The sequence below is a fragment of the Planomonospora sp. ID91781 genome (assembly GCF_015711595.1).
In the GTDB taxonomy this organism is placed as follows: domain Bacteria; phylum Actinomycetota; class Actinomycetes; order Streptosporangiales; family Streptosporangiaceae; genus Planomonospora; species Planomonospora parontospora.
In genome coordinates this window covers 3,982,921-3,995,071 of record NZ_JABTEY010000001.1, presented here as the reverse complement: position 1 = coordinate 3,995,071, position 12,151 = coordinate 3,982,921, and the positions used below count along the sequence as shown (strand labels likewise).

Genomic DNA, 12,151 nt, shown 5'->3' with positions numbered 1-12,151 from the left:
GCACGGCACGGAACCAGGCCGCTTTCGAGCGCCCTGGCTCCCCGGCCGACTCCGGCGGTTCCGGATGGCGCGCCCACTTGAGGAATGGAACCCATAGGGGGTATGTTGCGGACACGTGAACGGATACCCCCCAGGGGTAAACAGAGAAGGGATGCACCCATGTGCACCGCATGCTCCTGCAGCACCACCGACGCCACCGCCGCGCGGGCGGAGAACAGTGAGGGCACCGTCTACACGGTCACCGGCATGACCTGCGGCCACTGCGTCTCGTCGGTCTCCGCCGAGATCGGCGGGGTCCCCGGCGTGAGCGGCGTCGCGGTGGACCTGCCCACCGGCGCGGTCACCGTCAACGGCGCGGGCTTCTCCGACGAGCAGATCCGCCAAGCGGTGGAGCGGGCCGGCTACACCCTGGCCGACGCGACGCCGGTGACCGCGTCCTGACGACCGGGCCCGGCAAAGAGGCGGTGGGCGTGCACTGGCATGCACGCCCACCCGCGGGGCCGGTCCGACTCTGAATCACACCCAACCCCCTACGACGCATCCTGCCATCCGCGGCACGGAGGCGAGAAACCAGGAGTACGGCATGAACGCCGTCGATCCCCGCAGGTGGCAGGCACTCATCGTGCTCGCCGCCGCGCAGTTCATGGTCATCATGGACACCTCCATCATCGGCGTCGCCCTGCCCGACATGCAGCGCGACCTCGGCTTCTCCCTCGGTGGCCTGCAGTGGGTCTTCGCAGCGTGCGCGAGCCGTTGATGCCGCTCGCCATCTGGAGGACCCCGGGCCTGGCGGTGGCCAACCTGGCCATGGCGCTGCTGGGCGCGGCGTGGATCCCGATGTGGTACTTCCTCAACCTGCAGCAGGTCCTCGGCTACGGCGCCTTCGCCGGCGGCGCGGCGCTGCTGCCGACGACCGTCGCCATCATGATCTTCATGATCGGTATCACCGCCCGGCTGCTCGGCCGCCTCGGCGCCAAGCCGCTCGTCACGGGTGGCCTGCTGGTGCTGGCCGCCGGGGCGGCGGGCCTGTCGCCGGTGCGCCCCGACGGGGCGTTCGTCTCCGACGTGCTGCCCGCCTCCCTGGTGGCGGCGGTGGGCATGTCGCTGGCCTACATCCCGGCGATGATGTCGGCCCTGTCCGGGGCGCGCCCCGAGGACAGCGGGCTGGCCTCCGGCATCGTCAACACCACCTACCAGGTCGGTCCCGCGCTCGGCCTGGCGGTCATGACCGCGATCGCCACCTCGCGGGGCGCAGCCGAGGCGGGCGGCGTGTCCCGGCTCACCAACGGCTTCCAGGCCGCCTTCATCGGCGCCGGGAGCGTCGCGGCGGCCGGCGCCGTCCTGACCCTGCTGCTCATGCGCCGCCCCGAGCCGGTGACCACCGAGGCGGACCCGGAGCAGGAAGCGGTACGCGTCTGATCCGGCCCGGAGGCGGAGACGCCGCTCGGCCGGGCCGCAGGTGCCCGTCATCACGATCCCGCCAAGGGCTGTGATGGTGGGCACGCGGCGGTCCGGGCACCGGGCGACCAGGTGACCGGGAACCCGGGCCGCAGTACCGGAATACCTTAGGGGGGTAAGGTGCTCCGTAGGATGAGACGCGAACGACCGGAGGCGGGGACATGGCGGGATACAGCCACGACAGGCAGAACCACCTCAAGCGGCTGCGCCGGATCGAGGGCCAGGTGCGCGGCCTGCAGCGAATGGTCGACGAGGACCAGTACTGCATCGACATCCTCACCCAGGTGGCGGCCGCCAACCGGGCGCTGCAGTCCTTCGCCCTGACCCTGCTGGAGGAGCACATGGCGCACTGCGTGGCCGACACCACCGCCAGGGGCGGCGCCGAGGCCGAGGCCAAGGTCAAGGAGGCCTCCGACGCCATCGCCCGCTTGGTGCGCTCCTGACCGCTCGACCGGCGGAAGCCCCTGACGGAGAGCCGGGACCGCACGCCGCAGCCTCCGCACGCGATGAATTCATGTATTCCCTATTGACTTATAGGGAAATATTGGCCAGAGTCGGGAACGCGGGCGGCAGCGCGCCTCCGCCACCTCCTCCAGCCGCCCCGGCGGCAGGCGGGCGCGCTCCGCCCCGCACCCGCACAGTGGCGGTCCTCCGATCCGGGGGCCGAAGGGCTCCCCCGCCGTCGGGAGGAGCCCTTCCCGCGGGCGGGCACGCCGTACGGAGCGGGTGCCCACGGCCGCCGAGGCCATCGATCCGGAAAGAGAACATGAACCTGCACACCAGCGCCTCCCGGGCGCGGACCCCGTGACGGGGAGGGAGGCCCGCGGATCCGCCGCCGTGCTCAGGCCCGCGCCGCCGGCCGCACTCCCGCATGGACGCACCGCGATGTCCGTCCTGCTCGGCGCGCTGACCTCGATCGGTCCGCTCGCCATCGACCTCTATCTGCCGGCGCTCCCCCGGCTCGCCGCGGACCTGGGCGTGAGCGCCTCCGCCGCCCAGCTCTCGCTCACCGCGTTCATGGTGGGCCTCGGAGCCGGGCAGGTGGTCGTCGGGCCGCTCAGCGACGCGTTCGGCCGCAGGCGCCCGCTGCTCATCGGGTTCGCGGCCTTCTGCGCGGTGTCCGTGCTGTGCGCGACGGCCCCGTCCATCGAGTTCCTCGTCGCGCTCCGCCTGCTGCAGGGGCTGACCGCCGCCACCGGCGTCGCCCTGACCAAGGCGGTCGTCCGCGACCTGTACGGCGGGACCGAGGCGGCCAGGTTCTTCAGCATGCTGATGCTGGTGACCGGGCTGGTCCCGCTGCTGGCGCCGCTGCTCGGGGCGGAACTGCTCCGGGTCACGCCGTGGCCGGGCCTGTTCGGGGTTCTCGCGGGGGCCGGCGGGCTGCTCTGGCTCGCCGCGCTGCTCGCCCTGCCCGAGACGCACCCAAGGCACCTGCGGACCGGGAGCGCTCCCGGCGCGGTCCTGCGGCCGCTCGCCCGGGTGCTCGGGCACCGGGCGTTCCTCGCCCCCACGCTCACCGCGGCCTTCGCCAGCGGCGCGATGTTCTGCTACGTCTCCACCGGCTCCTTCGTCCTGCAGGAGGTGTACGCGCTCTCCCCGCAGGGCTTCAGCCTGCTGTTCGGCGTGAACTCGATCGGAATGATCGCCTGCGGCCAGCTGGCCGGCCGGCTGGCCGGGCGCGTCTCGATGCACCGGCTGCTCGCGGCTGGGCTGACCCTGTCCGGCGCCGCCGGGGCGCTGCTGCTCACCGCGGCCCTCGCCGGCCTCGGGCTGCCCGTCGTGACGGCCGCCCTGTTCCTGATGACCTCCGGGACGGGTCTGGTCTACCCCATGGCGCTGACCATCGCCATGTCCAGCCAGCCCAGCTCCCGCGCGGGGAGCGCCTCGTCCCTCTTCGGACTGGCGCAGTGGACCGCGGGCGGGATCACCGGCCCGGTCGCGGGCGCCTTCGGCACCGGCTCCCTGACGCCGCTCGCCGCCGTCGTCGCGGTCCTTGGCCTGGCGGGATGCCTGGCCGGAACCCTGCTCATGCGCGGAGGGAACCGCGCAGGCGGTTGAGGAGGAAGACCGGGGTGCGGGGAAGAGCCGGGCGCGGAGGCCGGCGGCGCGCCGGGCGGGTGCGTCCCGGACGGGTCTCTCCCGACCCGACCGGATACGGCCGGCCCCGGCGCCGCCTGCGGGACCGGGGCCGGGGAGCGCGGAGATCAGGAAGCGCCGAAGGGGACCAGGACCGGGGGCGGCGCGGCGACGGTGCGGTTCGGATGCGTCCACAGGCCGCGCCGTTCGAGCAGCGGCAGGACCCCCTCCCCGAACCAGTACGCCTCCTCCAGGTGCGGATAGCCCGACAGGACGAACTCGTCGATGCCGAGCCCGTGGTACTCGGCGATCCGGTCGGCGACCTCCTCATGGCCGCCGACCAGGGCCGTGCCCGCGCCACCGCGCACCAGGCCGACGCCCGCCCAGAGGTTGGGCGCCACCTCCAGCCCGTCGCGGGAGCCGCCGTGCAGCTCCCGCATGCGGCGCTGCCCCTCGGACTCGCTGCGCCGCAGGCCGGCCTGGACCCGCTCGACGGTCGCGGGGTCGGCGCCGTCCAGCAGCCGCGCCGCCTGCGCCCACGCCTCGGCGGCGGTGTCGCGGGTGATGACGTGCAGCCGGATGCCGAACCTGAGCGTCCGGCCTTCGGCCGCGGCCAGGCCCCGGATCCACTCGATCTTCTCCGCCACCGCGGCCGGGGGCTCGCCCCAAGTCAGGTAGACATCGCAGTGGCGGGCTGCGACCGGCCCGGCGGCCGGGGACGAGCCACCGAAGTACAGCGGCGGGACCGGGTCCGGCACCCGGGCGAGTCTGGCGTCCTCCACCGTCAGATGGGCGCCGGAATGGGAGACCGGGCCGCCCCGCCACAGTTCCCGCACGATGTGCAGGAATTCGTCCGTGCGCGCGTAGCGGGCGTCCTTGCCGAGGAAGTCTCCGTAGGCGCGCTGCTCGTGGGACTCGCCTCCGGTGACGACGTTGAGCAGCAGACGGCCCTCCGAGTGCCACTGGTAGGTGGCCGCCATCTGGGCGGCCAGCGTCGGGCTGACGAACCCGGGCCGGAAGGCGACGAGGAACTTCAGCCGCCGGGTGGCCTCCACCAGGAACGCCGTGGTCAGCCAGGCGTCCTCGCACCAGGCACCGGTCGGGGTGAGCGCGCCGGCGAAGCCGAGGTCCTCGGCCGCCCGGGCGATCTGGCCCAGATAGCTCCGCGTCGGCGGGCGGTCTCCTCCGGCGGCGCCGGCCTGCACACCGTGGCCGCCTCCGACGATGTGACGGCTGTCGCCGTTGGTGGGCAGGAACCAGTGGAATTCCATCAGATCACTCCGTGTCGCGGCGGGTGGGTGCCGTTGAGCGTGTACCGGCCGATGTGCTGGATCTTCCAGCGCACCGGGTCATGCAGCGTGTGGGTCCGAGCGTTGCGCCAGTGCCGGTGCAGGTTGAGGGCCTCGAGGCTGGAGCGGGTGCCGGAGACCTCGAACACCGCGTCGGCAAGCTCGATCGCGGTCCCGTCGGCGTGCGCCTTGGCCACGGCCACCGCGATCGACGCCGCGGCGGCGCTGTCCTCGGTGAGGTCGGCCCGGGCCGCGTCGACGGCCCGCCCCGCTTCGGCCAGCAGCGTCTCGGCAGCCCTGAGCCGGACGGTCAGCTCGCCGAAGCGCTGGATGAGCAGGGGATCCTCGGTCGCCGTGCCGTACCCGCTCTCGAACCACGGCCGGGACCGGGTGCGGACGAAGTCCGCCGCGTCACGCAGGGCGGCTCCGGCGATGCCGACGTCGATGGCCGCGTGCAGCAGCTGAGCGTATGCGCCGTGCAGCTGGGGACCGGTGAAGGTCAGGTGGTGGGGAACGACGTGCCCGGCGGGCACCCGCACGTCCGTCAGCCGGACGGTGCCGCTGGCCGTCAGGCGCTGGCCCATGCCGGCCCAGTCGTCGACGATCTCGACGCCGGGTGCGCCACCGGGCACGTAGGCCACGTACGGGAGCCCGTCGTCGGCGAGCGCGAGCACCGGGATCCAGTCGGCGAACAGCGCCCCGGTGCTGTAGTGCTTCTCACCGGTGAGCACGTAGTCTCCGGCGCCGTCGGCGCGCAGGCGCGTGCGGTAGTCCTGCACATGCCTGGTTCCCGCCTCCGACTGGGCGTTGCCGAACCGCTTCCCGGTCAGCACCTCGCCGAAGAAGAACTCCCGCTGGGCGGCGTCCCCCTGCTGCTTGAGCACGTTGACGTAGACGAAGTGGCTCTGCGGGATCTGCGCGAGGTTGGGGTCGCCCATGGCCAGGAGCCGGAACACCTCGGCGACGGTCGCGGCGCCGGCGCCGGCGCCGCCGTACCGCGCGGGCACGGTGATGCCGAGCAGCCCGCTGCCGGAGATCAGGTCGAGTTCGGCGCGGGGCGGCCGCCGCGCGGTGTCCCGGTCGGCGGCCTCCTCGGCGATGTGCTGGGACAGCTTCCCGGCGACGTCGAGGGCCTCGGCGTCGGAGCCGATCACGTGGGTCATGCCGGAACCCGTTCCGGTGCGCGGGCCGGGGAGGCGCAGGAGGGCACGGCGCGCAGCGGGGCCCCGGCGGCCGGGGTCTCCGCGGGCGTCACCTCCCGTGCCATGCCAGGGCCAGCAGCTCGTAGGAGCGCACCCGGTCGGCGTGCGCGTGGGTGACGGTGGTGACCAGCAGTTCGTCGGTTCCCGTGACGCGCCGGAGCACGTCCAGCCCGCCGGCCACCGTCTCCGGCGAGCCGACGAATCGCGTGTCGAGGCGGTCGGCGACCAGTGCCCGGTCCTCCTCACTCCAGGAGTGGGCATCGGCCTGCTCCGGGGTGGGGTACGGGATGGCGCCCTGCCCGCTGCGGATGCTGCGCACCCACAGTCCGTACGGCTTGGCCAGCTCCCGCGCGGCGGCGTCGTCCTCGGCCACGACCGCGTCCGCGGAGACGATCACGTACGGCTCCGCCAGCGTCTCCGAGGGCTTGAACGCCTCCCGGTAGGTCTCCACGGCCTCCAGCACACCGGACGGGCTGACGTGGTAGTTCGCAGCGAACGGCAGGCCCCGCTCCCCCGCGACCTGTGCGCTCTGGCCGCCGCTGCTGCCCAGGATCCACAGCTCGACGCCGGCGCCCTCTCCCGGTACGGCGTGCACGGGCAGCCCGTCGGGCGAGCGGTAGGTCCCGTTCAGGAAGGCGGCGATGTCGTCGACCTGGTCGGCGAAGTCGGGGGTCCCCGCCCCCGGCTGCTGTAGCAGCGAGGCCTGGAAGGCCAGCCGGGGGGAGGACACGAGCACGGAGTAGTCGAACGGGGGCGGGATGAGCAGGCCGTCGACGACCCGGGCCTCCCTCTCCCGCCCGGCCGCGGAACCGGTGCCGCCCGGGCCGGGGCCTGCCGGGCCGGGGCCTGCCGGGCCGCCCCGCCTGCGCTGCTCCGGAACCGCCTTCCCGGCCTCCTCCGCCCGGCGTTGTCCGGAGCGGCCCAGGCCGAGATCGATCCGGCCCGGGTGCAGCGCGTCGACGAGGCCGAACTGCTCCACCACGGCCAGCGGCGTCTGGTGGCCGAGCTGCACGGCTCCGGAGCCCACCCTGATCCGGTTCGTCGCGGCCGCCACCAGGGCGATGAGCACGGCCGGCGCCGAGCTCGCCACCCCGGCGGCGAAGTGGTGCTCGGCCAGCCAGTAGCGGTGGTACCCGTACTCCTCCGCCCGCCTGGCCAGGTCGAGGGTGTTGCGCAGGGCGTCCGGCACGGTGCCGCCGTCGGGGACGGGCGAGAGGTCGAGGATCGAGAGCGGAACGGTCATGGCGTCCTTCCGGGGAACGGCCGGCTGGGGATCTCCTTGCGCAGCACGAGGGCGATCTCGGCCTGGAACGGCTCCAGCGCCCCGCGGTGCTGGACCCCGGTCAGGCCATCGGCGGGATCGTGGCCGTAGTGCGCCCAGCGCTCCCGGTAGTGGTCGACCAGTTCGGCGTAGCCCCCGAAGGCCCGCACCGGGTCGAGCAGGCTGAGCGTGGTGGCGGCGGCGAACAGCCTGATCTCGGAGGTCCGCGCGGCGATGTGGCTGAGCACCACCGGTGGGGAGGAGGAGATGAAGGGCCGTTCGTGCCGCTCGCCGACGCCGAACCCGTCGAAGCCGAGCTCCTCGGCGAGGACCGCGTCCGCGACGACCTCGCGGAACCGCTCGGTGGTGGGCTTCGTCCTGCCGGCGACCGGATCGGGGCCGTGCGCGATGAGGGCGATGGCCAGGAACCTCACGCGGTCACCGCCCCGGCGTACCGGTTCTCCGAACGGGGCAGGCCGAGCAGCCCGCGCAGTGTGCCCGCCTCGTAGGCGCCGCGGAAGGCGCCGCGCCTGCGCAGCGCCGGGGTCAGGCCGCGGGTGACGGCCTTGAGATCGTACGGCAGGCTGCCGGGCCGCAGCCGGTAGCCGTCGATCCCGGCCGCCCGCCAGTCCAGCAGCAGGTCGGCCAATTCCTCCGGGGTGCCGGTGAACACGGCGGCGTCGGAGGTGAACTCGCTCCCGTCCAGTTCGTCGAGGCGCGCCTTGCGGGCCGCCGCGTCGCCGCCCAGGAAGACGACCAGATCGGCGAAGACCTTCAGCGGCTCCCCCACGCGGGGGGCGGCCCGGACCTGCCGGACGATCGCCGCGGCGTGGTCGCGATCGCGCGGGGTCACGTGGACCACGTCGGCCGAGCGGGCGGGCAACTCGTACGGCACGGCGGACGATCCGTGGTCGAGCACGGTGACGACCGGCTGCCCCTGGGGCGGCCGGGGAGTGATCGACGGTCCCCGCACCGAGAACCCGCGGCCGGTGAAGTCGGTGTAGTGCACCTTGCCGCGGTCGATGAAGCGGCCGGTGGCCGCGTCCCGGATCTCGGCGTCGTCCTCCCAGCTGTCCCAGAGGCGGCGGGCCGCCTCCACCGCGTCGGCCGCCTCCTCGAACAGCTCGGCGAGGAGCTCCCCGTCCGGGGCGGCCGGGTCGAGCTCGGGGACCTCGCGGCGCCCGAAGTTCGCGGCCTCCGCCCGCCGGGCGGAGACCCTCGGCCGCCAGCCCGCCCGGCCCCCGCTGACATGGTCCAGGGTGGCGATGCCGATCGCGACGTGGAACGGCTCGGTGTGGGTGGTGGTGGCGGTGGGGACGAGCCCGATGTTCCTGGTGAGCGGGGCGAGCCGGGCCGCCAGGAGCACCGCGTCGAACCGGCCGCGGACCTGGTCGGACCTGTCGTCCACGGCGTCGGGCAGGCTCGTCTGCAGCGCGAGGGAGTCCTCGATGCTGACGAAGTCCAGCAGCCCGCGCTCGGCCTCGGCGACGAGCCCGGCCCAGTAGCGGGCGGTGAAGAGCTTCTCGGGCCTGGCCGTCACCTGGCGCCAGGCCGCCGGGTGCCAGCCCGCCCCGTCGAGGGCGACGGCCAGGTGCAGGGGTCGGGTCATGACGCTTCTCCCAGTGAGGCCGGGGCCACCGGGACACCCGGGACGGCGGCGCGCGGCGCGGCGAGGCCGAGGTGATCGCGGAGGGTCCGGCCGGTGTACTCGGTGCGGAACACACCGCGCTCCTGCAGCAGCGGGACCACGGTGTCCACGAAGTCGTCCAGGCCGCCCGGGGTCAGGTGCGGCACGAGGACGAAGCCGTCGGCGGCGCCGGCCTGCACGAACTCGTCGATCTGCCGGGCCACCGAGGTCGGGGAGCCGACGAACGACTGGCGGCCGGTCATCTCGATGACGAGTTCGCGGACGGTCAGGTTCTTCTCCTCGGCCACCGCCCGCCACTTCGCGGCGACCGCGGCCCGGTCGGCGAGCCGTACCCTGCCCTCGGACACGTCCCGATCGGGTACGGGCTCGACGTCGGGCAGCGGCCCCTCCGGGTCGCAGCCGGACAGGTCCCGGCCCCAGATCTGCTCCAGGAAGGCGATCGCGGTCTGCGGCCCGACCTGGAGCCGGCGGATCTCGGCGGCCTTCTCGGCCGCCTCGGCGTCGGTGTCGCCGAGCGCGAACGTCGCGGCCGGCATGATCTTCAGGTCGCGGTGCGCACGGTCGTACCGCGCCAGGCGCCGCTTGACGTCGGCGTAGAAGGCCCGGCCGTCCTCCAGCGTGCCGTGGCGGCTGAAGATGACGTCGGCGGCCGAGGCGGCGAACTCCCGGCCCTCGTCCGAGTCCCCCGCCTGGATGATCACCGGGTGCCCCTGCGGGGAGCGCGGCACGGTGAAGTGCCCCTCGACGGTGAAGTGGCGGCCGGAGTGCCGGACCTCCCCGATCCTCTCCGGCCGGGCGAACACGCCGCCGTCCTGGTCGGCGGCGATCGCGTCGGACCGCCAGGAGTCCCACAACGCACGGGAGACCTCCACGAACTCCGCGGCCCGCGTGTAGCGGTCGGCCCGGTCGAGGAAGCCTCCGCGCCGGAAGTTCTCACCGGTGAAGGCGTCGGAGGTGGTCACCACGTTCCACGCGGCCCGGCCCTCGCTGAGGTGGTCGAGGGTCGCCAGGCGCCTGGCCAGCTCGTAGGGCTCGTTGAAGGTGGCGTTGACCGTGGCGGCCAGCCCCAGCCGCTCGGTGACGGCGGCCAGCGCCGACAGCACGGTCAGCGACTCGGGGCGGCCGACGACGTCCAGATCGTGGATGCGCCCCTTGTGCTCACGGAGCCGGAGGCCCTCGGCCAGGAAGAAGAAGTCGAACCGGCCGCGCTCGGCGGTCCGCGCCAGGTGGACGAAGGAGGAGAAGTCGATCTGGCTCTCCGACCGGGGGTCGGCCCAGACGGTGGTGTTGTTGACGCCCGGGAAGTGCGCCGCCAGGTGGACCTGCTTGCGGGGGCCGCCCGCTGGTGTCGGCATCGGGAACGCTCCTCGGCTCGGGGGCACGGGATCCTCGGGGAGCGGGAACGGTCCGGGACCGCGGAGCCGCTCGCCCTCTCCGCGGTCCCGGGCCCTCCCCCGACATCCATTTACCTATACTTACGGTAGGTAAATGGGGTTTTTATGTCAACACCTCCCCGGGAACACCCGCGGCGGGTCACCGGGACGGCGGGCGGCTCAGTGCCCGCCGGTCAGCCGGGCCGCGCGGGCGTGCAGGTAGCGCTGCTGGGCCAGGCCGGTCGCCCGCCGGGCCGCCTCCAGGTAGGCCTCGTACGCCGCCGCGCGGTCGCCGGCCTCCTCCAGCAGGTGCGCGCGGACCGCGTGCAGCCGGTGGTCCCCGGCGATCCGCTCGTCCGTCCCGAGCTTCTCGACCAGGTCCAGCCCCGCGTGCGGGCCGCGGGCCATCGCCACCGCCACGGCCTGGTTCAGCGCCACGACGGGACCGCCGGAGACCCGCATCAGCAGCTCGTACAGCGCCGCGATCTGCGGCCAGTCGGTCTCCGCGGCGCTCGGCGCCTCCGCGTGGACCGCGGCGATCGCCGCCTGGAGCTGGTAGGGGCCGACCGGTCCCCGGGGGAGGGCCGCGGTGATGAGGGCCACGCCCTCGGCGACGGCCCCGGCGTCCCACCTGGTCCGGTCCTGCTCGGCCATCGGGACCAGCCCGCCGTCCGGCCCGGTGCGCGCCGGCCGCCGCGCGTCGGTGAGCAGCATCAGCGCGAGCAGCCCCGCCACCTCGCCGTCTCCGGGCAGCAGCCGGTGGACCGTGCGGGTCAGCCGGATCGCCTCCGCCGAGAGCTCGACGCGGTACAGGTCCGGTCCCGACGTGCTGGTGTAGCCCTCGTTGAAGACCAGGTAGAGCACGTGGAGCACCGCGCCGAGCCGCTCGGCGCGCTCCCCGGGCAAGGGCATCCGGAAGGGTGCGCCGCTGTCCCTGATCCGCTGCTTGGCCCTGCTGATCCGCCGGGTCATGGTCGCCTCCGGCACCAGGAACGCGCGGGCGGCCTCCGCGGTGGACAGGCCGCCGACCGCCCGCAGGGTGAGCGCGATCTGCGACGCCGGGGAGAGCGCGGGGTGGCAGCACATGAACAGCAGGATCAGCGTGTCGTCGCCCTCCGAGGGCGGCCGGTCGGCGGCGGGCGCCGTCCGTCCGCCGGGAGGCGTCCACCGGGTGACGGCGTCCTCGCGGTTCCGCCGGGCCTGCTCGCTGCGGAGCAGGTCGGTCAGCCGGCGCGAGGCGACCGTGATCAGCCACCCCCGGGGGTTGCCGGGGACGCCCTCCCGGGGCCACTGCACGGCGGCCGCCAGGAGCGCCTCCTGCACCGCGTCCTCGGCGGTGTCGAAGTGCCCGTAGCGCCGTACCAGCGCGCCGAGGACCTGCGGCGCCAGCGGGCGCAGCAGGTCCTCGACCTCGGAATCGGGCACGGCGGGGATCAGAACTCCAGGTCGCCCTGGGAGCCGGCGAGCGGCCGCACGTCCGCCACCGCGCGCGCGACGACGTCGGCCGGGGCCGGGCACTCCGCCAGCCGGGCCGCGATCTCGGTCGCCCGGTCGAAGCTCTCGCACTCCACGATCCAGTAGCCCGCCAGGACCTCCTGGGTCTCGGCGTACGGCCCGTCCGTCACGACCGGCACGCCCTCCCGCAGCGGCCCGACCCTGCGGGTGTGGACCGGGGCGGTCAGGCCCCGCGTCTCGACGAGCTCGCCGGACTCCTCCAGGTCCTTGTTGAAGGACTCCATGAACGCGCCCACCGCCGCGAAGTCCTCCGCGGACCAGGCGCCCGGCTCACCGGGCCGGCCCGCCATGGCGTCGTAGTCCTGCTGCGAGGCGTAGGTCAGGATCAT

13 protein-coding genes are annotated in these 12,151 nt (G+C 74.2%); 5 read left to right on the top strand and 8 right to left on the bottom strand.

What is annotated here, in order from left to right; translation table 11 throughout:
- The first annotated feature begins 159 nt into the window (after window positions 1–159).
- From HS048_RS18110 to HS048_RS18095, 5 genes are all read left to right on the top strand, one after another.
- Complete coding sequence (locus tag HS048_RS18110) at window positions 160–441, top strand: heavy-metal-associated domain-containing protein (protein ID WP_196467584.1); 282 nt, start codon at window positions 160–162, stop codon at window positions 439–441.
- 142 nt (window positions 442–583) lie between these two features.
- A complete protein-coding gene (locus HS048_RS37265; protein ID WP_230880871.1) occupies window positions 584–757 on the top strand; it encodes a hypothetical protein in 174 nt (57 codons plus the stop codon).
- On the top strand, window positions 742–1,419 hold the full coding sequence (locus tag HS048_RS18105; RefSeq protein WP_307832530.1) for an MFS transporter: 678 nt from the start codon (window positions 742–744) through the stop codon (window positions 1,417–1,419). The genes HS048_RS37265 and HS048_RS18105 overlap by 16 nt, the downstream gene beginning before the upstream one ends.
- A gap of 200 nt (window positions 1,420–1,619) precedes the next feature.
- Entirely contained in the window at window positions 1,620–1,901 is a 282-nt protein-coding gene (locus HS048_RS18100; RefSeq protein WP_196467583.1) for a metal-sensitive transcriptional regulator, read from the top strand.
- Window positions 1,902–2,343: 442 nt separating this feature from the next.
- Window positions 2,344–3,516, top strand: a complete 1,173-nt coding sequence (locus tag HS048_RS18095) for a multidrug effflux MFS transporter (protein WP_196467582.1) — start codon at window positions 2,344–2,346, stop codon at window positions 3,514–3,516.
- 146 nt (window positions 3,517–3,662) lie between these two features.
- On the opposite strand, the gene HS048_RS18090 is transcribed toward HS048_RS18095, so the two are convergent.
- From HS048_RS18090 to HS048_RS18055, 8 genes are all read right to left on the bottom strand, one after another.
- Window positions 3,663–4,805 carry an LLM class flavin-dependent oxidoreductase gene (locus HS048_RS18090; RefSeq protein ID WP_196467581.1) on the bottom strand — a complete coding sequence of 381 codons (1,143 nt, stop codon included), beginning with the start codon at window positions 4,803–4,805 and terminating at the stop codon, window positions 3,663–3,665.
- Window positions 4,805–5,986, bottom strand: a complete 1,182-nt coding sequence (locus HS048_RS18085; protein WP_196467580.1) for an SfnB family sulfur acquisition oxidoreductase — start codon at window positions 5,984–5,986, stop codon at window positions 4,805–4,807. Before HS048_RS18085 ends, HS048_RS18090 begins: the two co-directional genes overlap by 1 nt.
- An 88-nt stretch (window positions 5,987–6,074) precedes the next feature.
- Window positions 6,075–7,268 (bottom strand): MsnO8 family LLM class oxidoreductase, encoded by a 1,194-nt coding sequence (locus HS048_RS18080; protein ID WP_196467579.1) that lies wholly within the window; start codon window positions 7,266–7,268, stop codon window positions 6,075–6,077.
- On the bottom strand, window positions 7,265–7,720 hold the full coding sequence (locus tag HS048_RS18075) for an LLM class flavin-dependent oxidoreductase (protein WP_196467578.1): 456 nt from the start codon (window positions 7,718–7,720) through the stop codon (window positions 7,265–7,267). Before HS048_RS18075 ends, HS048_RS18080 begins: the two co-directional genes overlap by 4 nt.
- Window positions 7,717–8,895, bottom strand: a complete 1,179-nt coding sequence (locus HS048_RS18070) for an LLM class flavin-dependent oxidoreductase (RefSeq protein WP_196467577.1) — start codon at window positions 8,893–8,895, stop codon at window positions 7,717–7,719. The genes HS048_RS18075 and HS048_RS18070 overlap by 4 nt, the downstream gene beginning before the upstream one ends.
- The gene (locus tag HS048_RS18065; RefSeq protein ID WP_196467576.1) at window positions 8,892–10,289 is read right to left on the bottom strand and encodes an NtaA/DmoA family FMN-dependent monooxygenase; all 1,398 of its coding nucleotides are present in this window, start codon (window positions 10,287–10,289) and stop codon (window positions 8,892–8,894) included. Before HS048_RS18065 ends, HS048_RS18070 begins: the two co-directional genes overlap by 4 nt.
- 198 nt (window positions 10,290–10,487) lie before the next feature.
- Window positions 10,488–11,732: an RNA polymerase sigma factor gene (locus tag HS048_RS18060; protein ID WP_196467575.1), complete on the bottom strand. Its 1,245-nt coding sequence runs from the start codon at window positions 11,730–11,732 to the stop codon at window positions 10,488–10,490.
- A gap of 8 nt (window positions 11,733–11,740) precedes the next feature.
- Window positions 11,741–12,151: a YciI family protein gene (locus HS048_RS18055; RefSeq protein ID WP_230881731.1), complete on the bottom strand. Its 411-nt coding sequence runs from the start codon at window positions 12,149–12,151 to the stop codon at window positions 11,741–11,743.

What these genes read in the sequence shown, in the direction of transcription:
- HS048_RS18095 (WP_196467582.1), top strand. Translation starts at nt 2,344, where the DNA reads ATGTCCGTCCTGCTCGGCGCGCTGACCTCGATCGGTCCGCTCGCCATC.
- HS048_RS18085 (WP_196467580.1), bottom strand. Translation starts at nt 5,986, where the DNA reads ATGACCCACGTGATCGGCTCCGACGCCGAGGCCCTCGACGTCGCCGGG.
- HS048_RS18065 (WP_196467576.1), bottom strand. Translation starts at nt 10,289, where the DNA reads ATGCCGACACCAGCGGGCGGCCCCCGCAAGCAGGTCCACCTGGCGGCG.
- HS048_RS18100 (WP_196467583.1), top strand. Translation starts at nt 1,620, where the DNA reads ATGGCGGGATACAGCCACGACAGGCAGAACCACCTCAAGCGGCTGCGC.
- HS048_RS18090 (WP_196467581.1), bottom strand. Translation starts at nt 4,805, where the DNA reads ATGGAATTCCACTGGTTCCTGCCCACCAACGGCGACAGCCGTCACATC.
- HS048_RS18055 (WP_230881731.1), bottom strand. Translation starts at nt 12,151, where the DNA reads ATGATCCTGACCTACGCCTCGCAGCAGGACTACGACGCCATGGCGGGC.
- HS048_RS18070 (WP_196467577.1), bottom strand. Translation starts at nt 8,895, where the DNA reads ATGACCCGACCCCTGCACCTGGCCGTCGCCCTCGACGGGGCGGGCTGG.
- HS048_RS18110 (WP_196467584.1), top strand. Translation starts at nt 160, where the DNA reads ATGTGCACCGCATGCTCCTGCAGCACCACCGACGCCACCGCCGCGCGG.
- HS048_RS18080 (WP_196467579.1), bottom strand. Translation starts at nt 7,268, where the DNA reads ATGACCGTTCCGCTCTCGATCCTCGACCTCTCGCCCGTCCCCGACGGC.
- HS048_RS37265 (WP_230880871.1), top strand. Translation starts at nt 584, where the DNA reads ATGAACGCCGTCGATCCCCGCAGGTGGCAGGCACTCATCGTGCTCGCC.